The 17,783-nt window shown below is 54.5% G+C and carries 17 protein-coding genes; 13 read left to right on the forward strand and 4 right to left on the reverse strand.

What is annotated here, in order from left to right; translation table 11 throughout:
- Nucleotides 1-228: 228 nt before the first annotated feature.
- Nucleotides 229-1,416 carry a sterol desaturase family protein gene (locus tag ACR0LX_RS21105; RefSeq protein ID WP_480785333.1) on the reverse strand — a complete coding sequence of 396 codons (1,188 nt, stop codon included), beginning with the start codon at nt 1,414-1,416 and terminating at the stop codon, nt 229-231.
- 121 nt (nt 1,417-1,537) lie between these two features.
- On the opposite strand from ACR0LX_RS21105, the gene ACR0LX_RS21110 reads away from it, so the two are divergent.
- A complete protein-coding gene (locus tag ACR0LX_RS21110; protein WP_480785334.1) occupies nt 1,538-2,614 on the forward strand; it encodes a helix-turn-helix domain-containing protein in 1,077 nt (358 codons plus the stop codon).
- 140 nt (nt 2,615-2,754) lie between these two features.
- On the opposite strand, the gene ACR0LX_RS21115 is transcribed toward ACR0LX_RS21110, so the two are convergent.
- Nucleotides 2,755-3,669 (reverse strand): LysR family transcriptional regulator, encoded by a 915-nt coding sequence (locus ACR0LX_RS21115; protein WP_480785335.1) that lies wholly within the window; start codon nt 3,667-3,669, stop codon nt 2,755-2,757.
- 107 nt (nt 3,670-3,776) lie between these two features.
- On the opposite strand from ACR0LX_RS21115, the gene ACR0LX_RS21120 reads away from it, so the two are divergent.
- Nucleotides 3,777-4,556 carry a HalD/BesD family halogenase gene (locus tag ACR0LX_RS21120; RefSeq protein WP_480785336.1) on the forward strand — a complete coding sequence of 260 codons (780 nt, stop codon included), beginning with the start codon at nt 3,777-3,779 and terminating at the stop codon, nt 4,554-4,556.
- 548 nt (nt 4,557-5,104) lie between these two features.
- On the opposite strand, the gene ACR0LX_RS21125 is transcribed toward ACR0LX_RS21120, so the two are convergent.
- Nucleotides 5,105-5,878 carry a DUF1194 domain-containing protein gene (locus tag ACR0LX_RS21125; RefSeq protein ID WP_480785337.1) on the reverse strand — a complete coding sequence of 258 codons (774 nt, stop codon included), beginning with the start codon at nt 5,876-5,878 and terminating at the stop codon, nt 5,105-5,107.
- Between the two features lie 242 nt (nt 5,879-6,120).
- Here ACR0LX_RS21125 and ACR0LX_RS21130 point away from each other — a divergent pair, with 242 nt between their 5' ends.
- Nucleotides 6,121-6,843, forward strand: a complete 723-nt coding sequence (locus tag ACR0LX_RS21130; protein ID WP_480785338.1) for a type 1 glutamine amidotransferase — start codon at nt 6,121-6,123, stop codon at nt 6,841-6,843.
- A 449-nt stretch (nt 6,844-7,292) separates the two neighbouring features.
- Here the strand turns inward: ACR0LX_RS21130 and ACR0LX_RS21135 are convergent, their stop codons facing one another.
- Nucleotides 7,293-8,009: a FadR/GntR family transcriptional regulator gene (locus ACR0LX_RS21135; protein WP_480785339.1), complete on the reverse strand. Its 717-nt coding sequence runs from the start codon at nt 8,007-8,009 to the stop codon at nt 7,293-7,295.
- 96 nt (nt 8,010-8,105) lie between these two features.
- Between ACR0LX_RS21135 and ACR0LX_RS21140 the strand changes: the two genes are divergently transcribed.
- The 10 genes from ACR0LX_RS21140 to ACR0LX_RS21185 all read left to right on the forward strand — a co-directional run bounded on the left by ACR0LX_RS21140 (nt 8,106) and on the right by ACR0LX_RS21185 (nt 17,778).
- A complete protein-coding gene (locus ACR0LX_RS21140; protein ID WP_480785340.1) occupies nt 8,106-9,449 on the forward strand; it encodes an NAD(P)/FAD-dependent oxidoreductase in 1,344 nt (447 codons plus the stop codon).
- A 65-nt stretch (nt 9,450-9,514) separates the two neighbouring features.
- On the forward strand, nt 9,515-10,990 hold the full coding sequence (locus ACR0LX_RS21145) for a glutamine synthetase family protein (RefSeq protein ID WP_480785341.1): 1,476 nt from the start codon (nt 9,515-9,517) through the stop codon (nt 10,988-10,990).
- A 145-nt stretch (nt 10,991-11,135) separates the two neighbouring features.
- Nucleotides 11,136-12,011: a class II glutamine amidotransferase domain-containing protein gene (locus ACR0LX_RS21150; RefSeq protein ID WP_480785342.1), complete on the forward strand. Its 876-nt coding sequence runs from the start codon at nt 11,136-11,138 to the stop codon at nt 12,009-12,011.
- Nucleotides 11,999-12,868, forward strand: coding sequence for a GltB/FmdC/FwdC-like GXGXG domain-containing protein (locus ACR0LX_RS21155; RefSeq protein ID WP_480579996.1), 870 nt, complete (start codon nt 11,999-12,001; stop codon nt 12,866-12,868). Before ACR0LX_RS21150 ends, ACR0LX_RS21155 begins: the two co-directional genes overlap by 13 nt.
- Nucleotides 12,869-12,921: 53 nt before the next feature.
- Nucleotides 12,922-14,286, forward strand: a complete 1,365-nt coding sequence (locus tag ACR0LX_RS21160; RefSeq protein WP_480579993.1) for an FMN-binding glutamate synthase family protein — start codon at nt 12,922-12,924, stop codon at nt 14,284-14,286.
- A 13-nt stretch (nt 14,287-14,299) separates the two neighbouring features.
- Entirely contained in the window at nt 14,300-14,713 is a 414-nt protein-coding gene (locus tag ACR0LX_RS21165; protein WP_480579990.1) for a hypothetical protein, read from the forward strand.
- A 3-nt stretch (nt 14,714-14,716) separates the two neighbouring features.
- Nucleotides 14,717-15,565, forward strand: coding sequence for a carbon-nitrogen hydrolase family protein (locus tag ACR0LX_RS21170; RefSeq protein WP_480785343.1), 849 nt, complete (start codon nt 14,717-14,719; stop codon nt 15,563-15,565).
- Nucleotides 15,562-16,152: a hypothetical protein gene (locus tag ACR0LX_RS21175; protein WP_480785344.1), complete on the forward strand. Its 591-nt coding sequence runs from the start codon at nt 15,562-15,564 to the stop codon at nt 16,150-16,152. Before ACR0LX_RS21170 ends, ACR0LX_RS21175 begins: the two co-directional genes overlap by 4 nt.
- A 1-nt stretch (nt 16,153) precedes the next feature.
- On the forward strand, nt 16,154-16,447 hold the full coding sequence (locus tag ACR0LX_RS21180) for a DUF1330 domain-containing protein (RefSeq protein ID WP_480785345.1): 294 nt from the start codon (nt 16,154-16,156) through the stop codon (nt 16,445-16,447).
- Complete coding sequence (locus ACR0LX_RS21185; RefSeq protein WP_480785346.1) at nt 16,444-17,778, forward strand: flavin-containing monooxygenase; 1,335 nt, start codon at nt 16,444-16,446, stop codon at nt 17,776-17,778. The genes ACR0LX_RS21180 and ACR0LX_RS21185 overlap by 4 nt, the downstream gene beginning before the upstream one ends.
- Nucleotides 17,779-17,783: the final 5 nt, after the last annotated feature.

Here is a 17,783-nt window from a genome sequence, read left to right on the forward strand (position 1 = left end):
ACATCTGGCAGACACGTGAAATGCTGCGGCCGCCTCCTGCTTTGCAGACATTCGCAGCTACACCCAAATCCAAAAGGCGATGAGCCGATAATCGCGGACGAAGCCGTTAGTTGGACGCGCTGTTAATACACTTTGCATGCTATTGAGGACGGGAAATGGGGATATCGCGATACAGGCCGGGCGCCGATTTGGTAACGCGTTAAAGGCGCTCAAGCGCTCTGCATGGAGTTAACCTCCGTGTGCAGAAAGTATGGTTCGAAGGTAGAGTGTTGAGTGCCACGTTTGGCTTGCGCAGATGATACCAGCGCAGCCGTTGAGGTTAAGCCGGTGTTGGCTCGGTTGTTTGATCGTACCTCGATAGGTCCGCCCGGATTCCGGGTCTCGCAGCAATCCCTCCCAGGCAGTACCATTGAACACCAGATCCGTAAGGATCAAATCGCCGATTTTTGCATGTGGCGTCTGCCCCTCCCACATCCAAATCAAGCGCCCACATCTGGTTGCGCTCTTCGGGCCACAACCCTCGAACGCGACTATAATACCGAGACCAGGGGAGGCGTAGTGACCCTTCAGTTCGAAGGCATCGCTGCGGCTGGCTGTCAGACCTCCAATAATTGCTACCAACAGAATTAGTGCTTTCAGGCTGACAGTCGGGATGCGGGGTGCAACGCGGGCAAACTCGGTGAGGTATTTAGGATGCTCCGTCTTCATCAGCCGATCCCACCAAGAGAAATACAGGCCGAGGTTGTAACCGGCATGGGCGTGATGCAGGTCGTGATGAGTGACGCTTGTCAGCCATCCAAAAATTGGTTGCCCTTTCTTGTCGGCTGGAAAGATCTCGATCCCGCAGTGACCCACTGCATTGCGTAACATCATATGGGTCACAAAGACGAACAGCGCCAATGGATGCGTCGGGAGAGTGATCAACACTAAAGGCAGGTAGAGAGCGTTTACCACAGCCTCACCGACATCAAAGCTGTAAGAGGTGAAGGGTGTGGGTTGGTGTGATCTATGGTGCAACCGGTGGAACCGCCGGAACAGCGGTGGGCAGTGCAGCGCGCGGTGTGTCCAATAGAACCACGCATCATGAAGGACGATCAGCGCAACAACGCTGAACACGAAATAGGTCCAACCAAATGTCGCAACCTGTTGGTATATCGTGATGACCCCGGCATTTGCACCCAGAACGATTGATGTCCCGGCGGCGGTAAAGATCAGGACGGTCCGCAAACTTGCCAGGATCTCGCGACGTATCTGGCCCCTAGGTGGATCCGATGGGCGGATTTTTTGTGCGGTAAGCCGATGTGCCAGAAGGACATTGATCAACAGATACGTACCGCCTGCGCCTAAAACATAGCGCATGAAGTCTCCGCCAAAGACATTTGTATAGATGGAAAGCAGTGAGTTTAAATGCGACATTTTTTTCTCCGAGCGCTGAAGGACCTGCACAATGAACTGACGTGCGCGGGCTGCGAATGCTCTCTGAATTCGAAAAACAATGGGTGCTTTGAGTTTTCGGCGAGGATTTTTCAGTTTCGACGTGGTCCAACCATTGACCGGCAAGCCAAATGGCACTTCGCTTACGCGTGTGATGTTGGACTTGGCGCTCTTCGATACTTTCCTGCGCGGCTGCGCCGTTGGCGTTCTCTACCTCGGCGCTTTGATCTTTCTGACAAACGGACCCCGAACCAGAAAATGTCTGGCCGTTGTGCTGCTTTGCCTGAGCCTTGGCCCTTATGTGGTCGTATCATCTCCGGGGATCAATCTGAGCGAGGGGCCTTTCCGGTTTGTTCTTGTGATGATGTCGGGCGTGATCCCGGTTCTGATCTATTGGGCTGCGATTGAGCTATTTCAGGACGACGTTGTCATCCGACCTTGGCAGGTCGTCGTCGCAGTGCTGATTGTTGGGACAAGCTGGTTGACCCAGCTGCAGTTTCCGCTGGGCGTGGTTCGTGGCTTATGCGTGCTGATCTTCGTTTTGCACATGCTGAAAATTGTTGTGTCAGGCGAAGCCGAAGATTTGATCGCCGATCGCCGCCGATTTCGTCGTTGGTTTCTGGCGTGGTTGTTGACACTGGGCATAATCATAACGGTGATTGAAATCACTCAATTGGATCACGTGCTTCCGTATTGGGTATTTCCGCTACAGGCTGCTGTAATTTGTCTGTCCGCTGTCGCGTTCTTGGTCTGGTCGGTGCGTGTTGCACCCGGTATCTGGATCGAACACCTCGAAACCCCGCAGCGCGACATAACCCCGAACCCCGCACAAGCGGCATTGATTAAGCGCATTGAAACAGCGATGGCCGCAGGTCTTTGGAGGGAGGAAGGGCTGACCGTAGCACAAATGGCGGCCAAACTGGGGACGCAAGAACATCGGCTACGGTCTGCGATCAATCAGGGAATGGGGCACCGCAATTTCACCAGCTTCGTGAACGCATTTCGCATTCGTGAGGCGAAAGCGATGCTGGAAAAGCCGGAAATGGCCGAGCGTACAGTGCTCAGCATTGCATTTGACGTTGGTTTCTCATCGCTAGGGCCATTCAACCGGGCCTTTCGCTCGCAAACAGGCATGACCCCCACAGAATACCGAAATGAAGCGCTGCTTCGAGAAGTATGATCGGTGCTAACGGCCCATAGCCGACACATCCAGCGGGCCTTCCGGATGCTGCCCTCGCGCCCGCATTGCCGCCTTTCACCGCGAGTGCAAAGCCTGAACGCCCACAGTGCACACGGATGCTAGACTTACTCGCATCTGATTTAGAGGCTATACGAGTCGCCAAATTCATCACGACAATAAGCGATGAACGGTTCCGCCAGAGTGTTCTCCGGGGTATCCGCATGCGATGCAATCACGATATGCGTCGGGGGCATCTTTTCGGTCAGCCTGATCGGCACAACATGACCACCATCATAAGTTGTGTTTTCGGCTGGCTTCATTGAGAGAAGCGAAACCCCAAGTCCGTTGGCAACCTGGCATCGCACAGATTCAATAGAAGACGACCGGAAGGCGATTTTGGGCGCAATATCGAACAAAGAAAAAAGATTGAGAAAGAACTCCCGACTTTGAGGCGCATCGAAAAGCACAAAATCGGCACCATCAATTTCACTGATAGAGACAGAGTCTCGGGTTGAAAGCCGGTGGTCTGGCGGGACGATCAGATACAGATGCGCAGTCGCGAGGGGCTTTACCTGGAAGCGAGTGTGATCGATTCCCAGATCGTAGAGGATCGCCAAATCGATTTCGTTTCGGTCAAGCGCAATGATCAATTCCTCTTGCAGTCGTTCTTCGACTTCAAGAACGACACCTGGCGCTTTTTGGCGATAGTCACTGAGAATGCGCGCCAGATAGAACGGAGCAATCGACTGAAAGCAACCCACACGCAGAGTTCCTTTTCGATGTGCAGCGATATCTGCCGCTGCGACTTCCATGTGATCCGCGTAGGTCAACATTTGCTCTGCGTATCGCAGAAGTTCGACGCCCTGCGCCGTCAGCTCCATGCCGCGTGCGTGTAAGCGCCGAAACAGTACGAGGCCGGTTTGATCTTCCAATTTGGCGATCGCCTGAGCCACGGCCGGTTGTGAGATCCCCACGGTCTCCGCCGCTGAGGTGATGCCACCGGTCTGCGCCACAGCCCTGAAGTATAGACATTGCTTGAGTGTTATCTTTGTCATGTGCCTTGAATAAGTTCTTTCACACCAAAGGCAACAAAAAGTAATTTTATTTGTTCTTCTATTCTTGATACTCCACTCCAAAAGAAACTCGAATTCAGGAGAGTTCTATGGAACTGCGTGACATTATCGATTTGGACACCTTCCCGATTGCCGACGTTGATTTCCGGACGGCTTGTAAGAACGAGTTTGATGATACCGGCGTTTTCGTTATGCCGGGTTTTGTTCTGAAGGATGCGATTGATGCGATCCGCGATGAAGGTCTCGCCAACAAGGACAAGGTCTTCAAATCTACGAACCAGCACAATGTTTACCTCACCGAGAAAGATGAAGACTTCGCAGACGACCACGCGCGCAACCGGCTTGTAACTTCGTCTAAGGGGTGCATCACCGACGATCTGATGCCCCAGGGCTCGGCGCTGCGCATACTTTACAATGACCCGGTTTTTCGCAGTTTCCTGTGCGACGTTCTGGGCGAAGAGGCAATGCATGAATATGCTGACCCACTCTCGTCCATCAACCTCCACTTCGCTGAGAAGGGCGAGGAGCTCGGTTGGCACTTTGACAACTCGTCCTTTGCAATCACGCTGATGGTACAGGCACCGGAAAAAGGCGGGAAATTCGAGTATGTGAATGCTGTTCGTGATGCTGATTCCGGCGAAATGGGATTTGAGCAAGTCGACGAGATACTGGACGGAAAGGCACCTGTCTATACAGTGGAAGCTAAAGCTGGGACACTGGTGTTCTTCCGTGGCCGCAACTCGATACACCGGGTAGCGCCGAACGAGGGCGACCTTACGCGAATTTTGGCCGTGCTGGCTTACAATGCCGAACCCGGTGTCGAGCTTTCCGAGGCAGCGCGCATGACGTTTTATGGGCGGCTGAACTGAAAAATCGCATAACGATGAACGCGTCCCGCGGAAGGAAATGCGAGGCGCAAATAGAAAGCCAACTTTGAAATCACTTGCGGTGATCATAGGCTTGGACACTAAGTCACCATTAGATTGACCCCAGCATTCATGCGATACCAACCTATGTGCACCTGAAAGGACGGCCCGTTGCGGACTTTGAGCACAGCAGCCGAATTCTGCGTCTGCAGGCTGCTTAGCGGCCATTCGCTGCGCTGCCAAAATTTGTGTCTGTTCCAACTCACAGTCTGCGCAACAAACCAGACATTCAACTTGCTAGAATGATTGTCTGGTTATTGATTGAATTCAGGATGAAATATGGTTTCACCCGTGCTGTGATGTGTCCCACCAATGCGAGTGCATGAACGGTGTGATCGCAATCGTTTTGCCGCTCAGTTTCTCGACTGAGCCTGCAGTCAACTCAAGCGCCATCCACGCTCCAGGCTGATGGAAAATTGACTGAAGACTTCTCCAAGTCTCCGGAGACGCGTTGGGATTACGTTGCCGACACCTTCATGGGAGGGGTTTCTTCAGGGCAGGTGCAGTTTCGTTCGGAAAGTGATGTCGCATTCGCGCGGGTATCCGCAGTGACCGAAAACGGGTAGGGTGGTTTCCCTTAGTAGCTTTCTTTTCATCGCTTGAGCATAGTCTTCGTAACCATTCGCAATCATTGCAAATGCTGCATTTCCATAGATAACCTCACGCTCAAAATATCTTTGAAGCTCATTTCGAGTTAACCATTCACCCACGTCGCCCTTTTTTTCTGGCTTCGGATCCCCCACTACCAGAGCATTTACTGTTACGTTCGTAAAAATATTGAGTTCGTAAACGCGCTTAGGAGGTGGGCCTATGTTATTCTTGCCGTCTCCGGACACGTCCACGGTCTTTTGCCAGCACTCCTTCTTCTCTTCGAGAAGTTCGCCTGCAAACAATAGTGCAGTGCTAAGCGCCGTCTTTAAGCCTGCACGCTTCTTGCGATACGTCCGAATTCGATCAATAGCGGCGTCGATTGCGTTTTGACTGTCTAGTATCGTCCAAGGTTGAATCAAAAACTGATGATTCTGGGAACTCCATTCAAAGACTGCGAGGTGAACCGGGGTTTCAGGGTCCTTCAAGATAGCTGCCCGTACTTCGGCGTTGTTCAGTGCGTAGGAAAGACCGTTCAATTGTTGCGCATATTCAACTTCGTCTACGGAGCCAGATACATCCAACGCAAGTACAAGCGCGAGTCGGCACGGTTCTGCTCGTGCAAGCGCTGGCATCAGCAACGATGAATACAGTAGCAGGATCGTTAGTCTACGCATGCCCGATCTTCGCAGGTTTTTGTTCAATAGCTAGTAGTTTGCATGGACTGGATATTTTGGTCTTTCTGAAGCCTCTAAGTTTTGACGTATGTAAACTCGTTTTGACGTCGAGCCGCAGGTAGTATTTGTCGCTGTTTGTTTGTGGCCGAGAGACCCTTGTTGAGTTGGTAGACAACACACGCGGCCTTTCGCAACAGGAAAAAATCGTTCTACAATTAAGTTGATCTGAAAAAGGAAGGGCTATGAAGCTTCTTGTATTGCAGCACGCGACTGTTGAGCATCCAGGTGTTTTCCGCGACTTCCTCAGGGAAGATGGTCACGACTATGACGCGGTCGAACTGGATCAGAATCAACAATTGCCTTCACTGGATGGATATGAAGGTCTGTGGGTTATGGGGGGGCCAATGGACGTTTGGCAGGAAGATGCTCATCCATGGCTCAAAGACGAAAAGGCTTTCATTCGCGAGGCCGTAGAAGTCAGAGGTCTACCGTTTCTGGGCTTGTGCCTGGGGCATCAGTTATTGGCCGAAGCCTTGGGCGGAAGCGTGGGGCCATCTGAGACACCTGAGATCGGCGTTATGGACGTTCAGCTAACTGAGGAAGGAGCTTCTGGCGTCATACTGGATGGATTGCCTGATCGCTTTCCATGTCTTCAATGGCATTCGGCGGAGGTTACGCAGATGCCTCCGGGGGCAACTTGCCTTGCAACTTCGCCAGACTGCGCCGTACAAGCGATGAAATGGGGGACGCGTGCCTATTCTGCTCAATTCCACATCGAAGTCGAAAAAGACACGGTTTCCAATTGGGCCGAAATCCCCGAGTACCGGTCAGCATTAGATGACGCTATGGGCGAGAACGCCACCGGGCGTCTTGCAGCCGATGTCTCGAAGCATATTCCGGAGTTCAATGCCATGGCGGAACGACTCTACATCAATTGGATGCAGACCTCCGCGCAGGTCCGGTGATCAGTCAGCAGGCGGGGCTTCGCCGGGCTCGAAACGAAGGAAAACTAACGTTCTATTTTTGTCGGCCTTGTCTTTGATCGAAACGGCGTACAAGTCCTGTCTATGCGCCCACTGCCTCAGGTCGTAACTGTCGGGGTGGTTCACCTGCTCATCTGGCTTCAAAAGACTGCCATTTCTGCATTTCGTCAGCGTACTCCACATCGCCGAAGCCTGATCTTCCGCGGAAGGACTCCCATAAGAGTGGCTCCAGTAACAGGAGACTCCGGTTGTCGAAGAAGACGATAAATAGGTTACACAAACTGCGCCTTCGGGTGCCGAACCCGAAGTGGCAAAGCGGTTCAACGCTTCGATTATCTCGCAGTCACTTGCCAGCGTAGGAACGGGTAGTGCGCCCAACACCCCGGCGCAGACTGCGCCGAGAGACCTAAGGTCTGGACTGGGCAAGCGCACTACGCTTCTGCCGCACGCGTTAGCGACAAACGTGCAGTTTCCAGATGCTCTTTCATTTTGACAGCGGCGCGCTCGGGTTCACGTGAGCGCAAGGCGTTGAGAACTTCGCGGTGCTGGGCATTGTATTGTTGAATAATTTCTTCTTCGAGTGTGAGATGACGCATGCGGGTCCATTCATCCAAGGATCGCACCGTATTGATCTGACTGATTAACCAAATCAGCAAGTTGTTTCTTGTCGAAGCGGCCAACCTGCGGTGAAATGCGGTGTCTGCCTCGGCAAATACAACGGGATCGTTTTGTGCCGCCTCCATTTGAGTGCAAAGCGTTTCCAACGCTTCGAAATCTTCTCGCCGGCCGTGTAGAACGCTCAGACGGCAGATATGCGGTTCCAGTGCGAAACGCGCGTCGATTAATTCTAACGGGGTGGCTTCTTCTACTGCAGATGGAACAACATCCTGTTTTGCGGCTGTGACGTACGTGCCACTGCCAGCACGGGTCTCCAACAGTCCTTCCTTTTCGAGCTGGTAGAGCGCGTCGCGCAGCGTGTTTCGAGCTACTCCCAATCTTTCCGACAACAGCCGCGATGGTGGAAGGCGCTCGAATCGCTGGAAATCCCCTTCTTCGATTGAACGCCTGAGTTCCGACGCAACGTCGGAGAAATTTCGTCTTCCCATTTTTGATCCATTTAGTAGTCCAATTTTAAACCAATTTAGCATTCAGTGGTCCAAAATGCAATTTTTGGATTAAAAGTTGTTGATTTTGGTTTTCAGTGCGGCTCTTCTTTTACGCAACATCCACGGACGAGGAAACACATGGCATTCCCTCAACACGCAGATTTCGTAGTCGTCGGCGCTGGCATCCATGGCATATCCACAGCTTGGAAGCTGGCTGAGAGATTACAGGAGCGCGGCGAAACTGTTGAGGGTCGCATCGTCGTTCTGGACAAAAGCGGGATTGCTGCCGGGGCGTCCGGAATCGCATGCGGCGTGGTGCGTAACAACTATTTTCAGCCAGCGATGCGCAGGTTGATGGCCCATTCGGTCGACGTCTGGGAAACCGATCCGGAGGGATTGTCGTACCATCCGGTGGGGTACATGCAGATCTCGTCCGAAAGCATGCGCGATGATGTAGGGTCGATTTACGCGCAACAGCAGGCAATCGGATACGAAAGCGTCTTCATCGAGGGCGAAAACGCCTGCACGTCATATATGCGCGGCTATTTCGACGACTGGCAGGCGCAGAACATCACGTCGGTTCTGCACGAAAAACGCGGTGGGTTCTCTAATCAAACCAAGACGATGTATGCGCTGGCCGAAAAGGTCGAGGCGCTGGGCGTGCGGATCATCACCGGGGTCGAGGTCTTGGGGTTCGAAGCCATGAACGGCTCGGGCGCGATCCGGTCCGTTGAAACGAACAAAGGCAGTCTGAGCTGCGAGCGCGTCATCATCGGGGCCGGTCCGTGGGTGCGTGATTTCTGGTCGATGCTGGACCTGCCCAGCCAGATCACTGTCAAAGACCTGCAGGGCGAGGTTCATGAAAGCGTCGACATGTGGCGGTTCTGGCAGCTTGAGGAAGGCGTGTTGGATATCGACCCGGATATTGGGCGCGCCGATGATGGCAGCCTTGCGCCAGTGATTCATGTCGACACGGATGCGGCACTGAAATCGACTGTCGATGGGTCGACCATCACCGAAGAGATGTGGGGCATCTACTACAAGCCCGATTGGCATTTTGGCGGCATTCAGGGCGGCGCCAGCCCGTACAAGGTGGAAACGCCGGTCGACCAGGTACAGATCGACCCCTATGGGCCGTCTTCGCCCGAATTCGTCTCGAGCCACGAATTTGCGCATATGTGGGTAAGTGCGCTGGCCCATTGTCAGGCGCGCTACGAAGGCATGATGCCAAAGTACCACAAGGAAGCATCCGGCGGGATTGGCTGTTTCACAGCGGACAGCTTTCCGGTTTTCGATCATTTCCGAGAAAACGTCACAGTGATCGCCGACAGTAACCACGGTTGGAAAATGCTGGGTGTTGGTCACCTGATTGCGGACGAAGTGCTTGGAGAACGACAGGAACTTCTGGAGCCGTTCCGATTTGATCGGTTCGCCAAGGGTGAACTGCACCCCGTATCCAACAGCCCGTATCCGTGGAGTTAGAATTACCAAGTTCGCATTGAAGAGCGCCGGAAGAGTGCTCCGTCAAGCCAGCAAGGAGATAGAAAGTGGCCACCGATCTTGAAAGATTTGTAGACGCGCCGGGGCGCGATGAGAAAATCAAGCAGGTACGGGAAATGATCAATGCCAAAGGCATTGAGTATCTCTACCTTCAATTCGTGTCGGTCACTGGAAAGATCATGGGTAAGGGTATCCCAGCTGATCACTGGGAAACCGTTGCCATGAAGGGGTTTCAACTTGTCTATGGGGCGACGGTAAACCTGTTTACGGATCGTGCTGGCAACTATCTTGGATATGGTCCCGAGGCGGCCGAACTTGTAGGTATTCCGGAACCTGAAACCTTCATGCAATTGCCCTGGGCCCCGACGATCGGGCGGTTTTACTGCACCTTGTTCCGCAACCGCGAGGAAAAGGAAAATCCCGGTGGCTATCTGACGTCGGACTGCCGGGGGAACCTGCGTCGGCTGCACGAGGAATTCACAAAAAAGCACGGAACCAAGCTTCGGATCGGTACCGAACCCGAAATGATGTGGCTGAAATTCGACGAGGACGGCAAGCCGCGTGATGGGTTCTCAAAGCCATATTGCTATCACATCGATCAGTTTGAAAGCCTGCGGCCTGTATCCATGCAGGTGATACGCTATGCACGCCAGATGGGACTGGACATGATCCAGGGCGATCATGAGGACGCGCCCGGCCAGCTTGAACTGAACTGGATGTTTGACGACGTGTTGCGCAACGCCGATCGTCTGACCACCTATCGCCAGATTTGTGCGCAGGTGGCGCGTGAAAACGGCATCTTTGCGTGTTTCATGACCAAGCCGTTCATGGGCGTGTCGGCCAGCGGGTGCCACCACAACATGAGCCTGTGGAGAGGTGGTGAGGATGAGTTCGTTCCGGTTGGCAACGATCCTGGCGATTTGCCCGGAATGAAAGAAAACTACATGTACGTAAAGGGTGGTGAAAACACATTCATGCCCGACACGGATGATCCGCAGATGCCTGGCAAAGAGGGTCTGAAGGCCATTGGCGGTGTGGTCACGCACCTTCAGGCACTGACGGCCATCGGGTGTTCAACTGTGAACTCGTATCGCCGCTTGTGGGATACCGGGTTCTGGGCACCGGTCTTTGCCGACTGGGGGTTCCAGAACCGGACGACCGGTTTGCGGGTGTCGGCGCCCGGACGGTTTGAATACAGATCGGTCGACTCGATGGTGAACCCATACATCATGGGATCAACCCTGCTGGCGGCGATGGATGACGGGCTCGACAACAACCTTGATCCCGGTGAGCCCGAAGAGCGCAACATCTACGAGGCGATGGCCGAAGGCAAAGAGGTCAAAAAGCTTCCGATGTCATTGGGCGAGGCTCTGGACCATCTGGCCGGGAACGAAGTCGTCAAGCGCGGCATGCCGGGCGAGATGTATCGTCTGTACGAAGAATACAAACGCGATGAGTTTGCGCGCTTCATGTCCACTGTCACCGAGTGGGATAATGAAACGTACATGGAGTGTCTGCCCTAGCTGCAGGCCTTTGGCGGATGGCTGAGGACATCCGCCAAGTCATCGAACTACGCAAGATTGAAGAATTCGTAGGAGGAGCGCAGGTCAAATGTGCGGAATTGTTGGACTAATTCATCTCAAAGGCGCGTCAAACGTCGGCGGCGAGATGACAGCAATGCTTCAATCACTGAAGCACCGGGGGCCGGATTCAACCGGTTATGCGGTCTATCGTGAGAATGCAGAAGACTACGTGATGCGGGTCAAGATCGCCGAGGCCGAGGACATGGATCGCGGACGCGGCATTCACGATGTCCTGGAAGAGCGGATGGCTCAGGTCGATGCCATTCTGGCGGAACACGGCGCGAACGTGAAAGACAAGGAACGCGTGCGCCCCTATGCCCTGCGCTATGTCCTGACCCATGACGGAAACACCGGCGAGATGGCCGAACACATCGAAGAGATCGAAGATGTAGAGATATTGTCGCTTGGGAATGGGCTGGAGTTGATCAAGGATCTAGGCGATGCATCCGTAGTCGCCGAAGCCTATGGTCTGGATGATTTCCGCGGCACGCATGGGATCGGCCACACCAGAATGGCCACCGAATCCGACGTCGATATCAAATCGGCCCACCCGTATTGGGCGTTTCCTTATAACGACGTCTCGGTCGTCCATAACGGGCAGATCACGAACTATTGGATCATGCGGCGCGAGATGGAGCGGAAAGGTCATCGCTTCATGTCGAATTGCGACAGCGAATTGCTAGCGGTCTACACGGCGCACAACCTCGCCAACGGCGTAACGCTTGAGGAAAGCCTGAGGCGGTCGATTGATGAGATCGACGGGGTGTTTACCTATCTTGTTTGCACCAAGGATCAGCTGGGCATGGCCAAGGATACGATGGCCGCAAAACCGCTGGTTCTTTACGAAAGCGATGACCTGATCGCCATGGCCTCTGAAGAGGTCGCGATCCGCGCAATCCTGCCCCATGAAATCGACACAACCGACCCCTACGACGAGGAGGTTCGCGTATGGCAAGCGTAAGCGATGCAGACCTGAAAGGCATGACCCAGGAAGAACGGGTCAAAGCCTTGGGCATGACAACGGACCAGCTGACAGGGCGGTCCATGTATATGGAATTCGACCCGGATGCGACCGAACGGTTCGCCTATCCGTGGGCACCTGACGTCGATTTCAACAAGCGGACCGAACTGGATTGCGACGAGATGACCGCGACCGAGGTCAATTCAAACATCCGGGCGCTGATGGAGGAAGGTTTCGGATCGATCGTCATCAAGAACCCGCGCGGCATGCACAGCCTTGGCGTGGGGATTCTGAACAAGCTGAATCTGATCGTCGAAGGCTCGACCGGCTATTTTGCCGTTGGCCTGATTGACGGCCCGAACGTGCGGGTCAACGGGCGTGTCGGCTGGTCCTGCGGCGAAAACATGATGTCCGGCACGGTGATCGTTGAAAAGAACGCCGGTTCCACCTTTGGTGCGGCCATTCGCGGCGGAGATCTTGTGTGCCGGGGGTCTGTCGGATCACGCACCGGCATCGACATGAAAGGCGGTACGATCATCGTGGGTGGTGATACGGGTGCGCTTTCAGGTTTCATGATGCAGCGCGGTCGGATGGTGGTTTGCGGCAATGCCGGCAAAAACCTGGGCGACTCGATGTATGACGGAACGATCTACATCGGCGGCGATATCCAGTCCTTGGGCGTTGATGCGGTCGAGGCGGAGCTGACCGATCTAGACAAGGCATGGCTGACCAGAAAGCTGACCCAATACGGGCTGATGCCGGACAAGGGCGTGGACCATTTCACCAAGGTCGTCGCGGGCAAGCAGCTCTGGAACTACGACAACCTCGAACCGAACGAGAAGAAACTCATCCTCTGAGGGACGGCCCTGCGCGACAGGGATGCCCGATAACCCTTTGAAAGGTATAAAACATGGCAGATGGAAACCCGCCAACCAAGAAAGCGCTCGACCGTGATGTCAACCGCATCGGAGACAGCTTTATCTTCCCGCCCAGGGTCATGGATGACATTCACATCAAGTCCGAACTTGGCCGGTACAGGATGCGAGGGTTCTCGCTGTTCAAAAAGATACCGCATTGGGATGATCTGACATTTCTGCCCGGCACGCTGACGCGCTTTGTGATCGAGGGCTACCGCGAGAAGTGCGAAACCAAAACGGTGATCGGCCCGCGTGCCAAACGGCCGCTGGAGCTGGATATCCCGGTCTACATCACGGGCATGAGTTTTGGGGCTCTGTCTTATGAGGCAAAAACCGCCCTGGCGCGTGGTGCAACGATGGCGGGCACTGCCACCTGTTCGGGCGAAGGTGGGATGATCCCGGACGAACGTCGATATTCTTCAAAGTGGTTCTATCAGTGCATTCAGTCGCGTTATGGGTTCAACCCGCATCATCTGGTGCTTGCAGATGGTTGCGAGTTCTTCATCGGGCAGGGCTGCAAAGTGGGTCTGGGCGGTCACTTGATGGGGCAGAAGGTGACGGATCAGGTCGCCGAAATGCGGTCATTGCCTGCGGGCATCGACCAAAGATCGCCAGCCCGCCACCCCGATTGGTTGGGTCCGGACGATCTGGCGCTGAAAATTCAGGAAATCCGTGAGGCAACTGACTGGCAGATCCCGATCCAGCTGAAACTGGGCGCGGCTCGTGTCTATGACGATGTTCGGATGGCCGTGAAATGTGACCCGGATTCGATCTATATCGACGGGATGGAAGGTGGCACGGGCGCGGGCCCGCACCTTGCGACCGAAGACACAGGTGTTCCGGGCATGGCTGCGATCCGCCAGGCGCGCAAGGCCATCGATGACCTTGGGAAACGCGGCGACATCACCCTGATATATGCCGGTGGCATCCGAAACGGGGCCGACGTAGCCAAGGCGATCGCCCTAGGGGCCGACGCAATCGCAATCGGGCATTCGGCGATGATGGCGCTGAACTGCAACAAAGATATCCCCGAGGCCAATTACCCTGAAGAGATAGGTGCAGAGCCGGGCTATTGCTACCACTGCCATACGGGCCGTTGCCCGGTTGGCGTCGCAACACAAGACCCCCTGTTGCGTCAACGCCTTGATCCCGATGAAGCGGCCGAGCGTGTCTACAACTTCCTGCATACGCTGACGATCGAGGCTCAGCTGTTTGCCCGCGCCTGCGGCAAGACCCACCTGCATTCGCTGGAGCCCGAAGATCTGGCCGCATTGACCATGGAAGCCTCGGCGATGGCCGGCGTCCCTCTGGCCGGGACAAGCCACACTGTTGGCGTCGAAGACTATCACCATCTGTAAGGAGAGCTGAGACATGGCCGGAACACAGTACCGCGGGTCTGAAATCAAGGACGTCAACCAGTTCATCAACGATGCGGATGGTTTGGAGTCTGAACGTGAGAAAGAGATCGGCCAGCATATTGGCTATCGCTATGACGTGAACCTTGTGCCGGACTACAACCGGATCACGCCCTTCCTCAAAAGCTATATCGAATTCATGGGATGGGATGATCTCAATTGGCTCGAAGACATTCACATGGGCTATGAAGAGGGCAAGCCCGCCGTCTTTGACCGCAACATCAACGGCTGGGTCCGCATCCCGGACAGCATCGATCTGCCGGACAATCAGCAGGATCGCGACATGATCGCACGCGAGCTGCTGTTGAAATTCCAGATGTCTGACCGCCATCCGTTGGTCATGCTCAGAAAGGCTTACAAAAAGTTCTGACCTATGCCGCGCCCGCTAAATATCGCTTGCCTCCAGACCCGGCCGATGCCGACGATGGAGAGTGCCTTAGCCGAGGCTTTGCCGATGGCCGAGGCAGCAGTTCGAGCTGGAGCTCAAATGCTGTTCTTGCCCGAATATTGTGGCGGGCTGGCATCAGATGGCAAACGTCTATGCCCGCCATCTCAGCCGGAATCGAAACACCTAGTACTGACCAAGCTGCGCGAATTTGCGGCCGATCGGAAAGTTTGGGTGAACATCGGATCCATCGCGGTCGACGGACCGGACGAGAAGATCATCAATCGTGGCTATATGCTTGATCCTTCGGGCGAAATTCTGGGGTACTATGACAAGATACACCTGTTTGATGTGGATCTTGCCGAAGGCGCTATCTATCGCGAAAGCGACACTGTAGCGCCGGGGGATCGTACCTGCATTTACGAGACCTCTTTGTGCAAAGTGGGTCACACGATTTGCTATGATCTCCGGTTTCCCGGGCTCTTCAGGGATCTTGCACAGGGAGGCGCGGAAATACTGTGCTGCCCGGCGGCTTTCACCAAAATTACCGGAAAGGCGCACTGGCATGTTCTTAATCGCGCACGCGCCATTGAAAACACGTCCTTTGTTGTTTCCCCTTGTGCTGTCGGTCCTGTTCCTGGTGGCGGGGCGAGCTATGGGCATTCACTTGTAATCAGTCCGTGGGGAGAAGTTCTGGCTGACGGTGGCGAAATACCCGGCGTCATCCACGCGCAACTAGATCTCGATCTTGTTCAAGCCACGGCGGCACGGGTTCCCAGCTTACTTCATGACAGGCCTTATCGAATAGAAGACACCAAAAAAAAGGACGTCGCATGAGTTCACTGGGTACCGTCCTGGGAGAAAGCTATTCTGCTTCGCCGCTGCGCCTTGCGTTTCTCAAGTGGCAGTGCCGGGTGCGTCAGATCGCTATGCGGGATAGTCACGGCCGCCCCGACGACGCGATTACCCCGGCCCTGTTTCTGCCCGGGCAGGACGATCCGCTGGGGCACATCATCACAGTGTTGAACAAAACGACTGGGTACTCGGTCACCCCGGAACTGTTGCATATGGCCAAAAAGACAAATGATCCCGCACAGCGACGGGATCAGGCGATCCGGTTTTTTTCGGCCACATACTATCAGAAAGCGGCAGAGTTTTCCGATATCCTGACGGCCACGTTCCCACCAGGCTCTCCAGGTGCCGCGTCAATCCGCGAAGCGGGCACGGTCCGTCTGCGGTTCGAGGCGTATATGCAGGTGTTCGATTTGTCCTGCAAGGTCTGGCGGCTGGCCCCTCATAACCCGCTGTATCAGGCGACCATGGCGCATAACCGACTGTTTAACCCGGCTTTGCCAGAAGACACAGAAGTTCTGGGTTTCGAGCCGGATTGGAGTGCAAGTTCATCTGAATCGGAGGTGCGCTGACATGGTGCCCGGTTATGTGATCGCTCAGATCCGCGTGACAGACGCAGAGACCTATCCGACCTACGTGGCGATGGTTCAGAAGATTATCGAAAAGTTCGGCGGCGAGTTTCTTGTGCGCGGCGGGCGTAGTGAAAGCCACGAAGGCACGCCACATGGTGATCGGCATGTTGTCATCCGGTTCCCGAGCTTTCAGGCGGCCAAAGACTGGTACCATTCACCCGACTACGCAGAAGCCAAAGAACTTCGAATGTCCGCATCCAGCAGCGTTCAGACAATAGTCGAGGGGGTAGCATGACCAAACGTATCTGTATCATCGGGGCAGGCCCCTCGGGGCTTGCGCAATTGCGGGCTTTTCAATCTGCTGCTGAAAAGGGCGCGGATATCCCCGAGATCGTTTGTTACGAAAAGCAAGCCGATTGGGGAGGGCTTTGGCGCTATACGTGGCGGACCGGTCTGGATGAGCATTCCAATCCCTGCCATGGCTCAATGTATCGCTATTTGTGGTCAAACGGGCCTAAAGAAGGGCTGGAATTTGCGGATTACACCTTCGAAGAACACTTTGGAAAACCCATTGCGTCCTACCCACCGCGCGCTGTCCTGTTCGACTATATCGAAGGCCGGGTAAAAAAGGCGGATGTCCGAAAGTACATTCAATTCAACACTGTTGTGCGAGATGTGCGGACGGTTGAAGACGGGTTTGAAGTAACGGTTCGTGATGCCCTAAGTGATACTGAAGAGCGAATGATCTTTGATCAGGTCGTGGTAGCATCAGGGCACTTTAGTTTCCCGAATGTACCGCATTATCCCGGTTTCGAGTCCTACAAAGGTCGCATCCTGCACGCACATGACTTCAGGGACGCGGTTGAGTTCAAGGATAAGGACATCCTTATCCTAGGAACATCCTATTCTGCTGAAGATATCGGCTCTCAGTGTTGGAAGTACGGATGCAAATCAGTAACGGTGGCACATCGGACAGCGCCCATGGGTTTCAAGTGGCCGGATAATTGGGCGGAAGTCCCGGCGCTGGAGAGAGTGGACGGAAAAACCGCGTACTTCATTGACGGAACCTCTCGCGACGTGGATGCGATTATTCTGTGCACTGGATACAAGCACCATTTCCCATTCCTTCCAGATGATTTGCGATTGAAAACGGCTAACCGGTTGGCTGCAAACGATCTTTATAAGGGTGTCGTGTACACCGGAAACCCGAACCTCTTTTATCTGGGGATGCAAGACCAGTGGTACACGTTCAACATGTTCGACGCGCAGGCCTGGTGGGTGCGGGACGTGATAATGGACCGCATAGCGTTGCCGGATGCCGCAATAATGGAGGCGGACTGGCAGAAACGGCAGGTCGACGAAGACGCTCTCGAAGATGACTATGCCTGCATCGCGTATCAAGGCGCATATACCGCCGAACTGATCGCCGAGACTGACTATCCCTCGTTCGATATCGAAGCGGCCAATCAGGCATTCTACGAGTGGAAGAAGCACAAGAAGAAGGGAATTATGGAATTCCGGGACCATGGCTATACCAGCCCAATGACCGGCACAAAGGCGCCCCCGCACCATACGGTCTGGAAGGATGCGCTGGACGACAGTCTTGAGGATTACCTGAAGACTTGAACAGG

Source organism: Ruegeria sp. CH11, from assembly GCF_056537105.1.

Coding starts and splice junctions, on each gene's coding strand:
- ACR0LX_RS21120 (WP_480785336.1), top strand. CDS start 3,777: ATGGAACTGCGTGACATTATCGATTTGGACACCTTCCCGATTGCCGAC.
- ACR0LX_RS21165 (WP_480579990.1), top strand. CDS start 14,300: ATGGCCGGAACACAGTACCGCGGGTCTGAAATCAAGGACGTCAACCAG.
- ACR0LX_RS21175 (WP_480785344.1), top strand. CDS start 15,562: ATGAGTTCACTGGGTACCGTCCTGGGAGAAAGCTATTCTGCTTCGCCG.
- ACR0LX_RS21135 (WP_480785339.1), bottom strand. CDS start 8,009: ATGCTAAATTGGTTTAAAATTGGACTACTAAATGGATCAAAAATGGGA.
- ACR0LX_RS21130 (WP_480785338.1), top strand. CDS start 6,121: ATGAAGCTTCTTGTATTGCAGCACGCGACTGTTGAGCATCCAGGTGTT.
- ACR0LX_RS21150 (WP_480785342.1), top strand. CDS start 11,136: ATGACAGCAATGCTTCAATCACTGAAGCACCGGGGGCCGGATTCAACC.
- ACR0LX_RS21170 (WP_480785343.1), top strand. CDS start 14,717: ATGCCGCGCCCGCTAAATATCGCTTGCCTCCAGACCCGGCCGATGCCG.
- ACR0LX_RS21140 (WP_480785340.1), top strand. CDS start 8,106: ATGGCATTCCCTCAACACGCAGATTTCGTAGTCGTCGGCGCTGGCATC.
- ACR0LX_RS21185 (WP_480785346.1), top strand. CDS start 16,444: ATGACCAAACGTATCTGTATCATCGGGGCAGGCCCCTCGGGGCTTGCG.
- ACR0LX_RS21160 (WP_480579993.1), top strand. CDS start 12,922: ATGGCAGATGGAAACCCGCCAACCAAGAAAGCGCTCGACCGTGATGTC.
- ACR0LX_RS21115 (WP_480785335.1), bottom strand. CDS start 3,669: ATGACAAAGATAACACTCAAGCAATGTCTATACTTCAGGGCTGTGGCG.
- ACR0LX_RS21125 (WP_480785337.1), bottom strand. CDS start 5,878: ATGCGTAGACTAACGATCCTGCTACTGTATTCATCGTTGCTGATGCCA.
- ACR0LX_RS21155 (WP_480579996.1), top strand. CDS start 11,999: ATGGCAAGCGTAAGCGATGCAGACCTGAAAGGCATGACCCAGGAAGAA.
- ACR0LX_RS21105 (WP_480785333.1), bottom strand. CDS start 1,416: ATGTCGCATTTAAACTCACTGCTTTCCATCTATACAAATGTCTTTGGC.
- ACR0LX_RS21180 (WP_480785345.1), top strand. CDS start 16,154: ATGGTGCCCGGTTATGTGATCGCTCAGATCCGCGTGACAGACGCAGAG.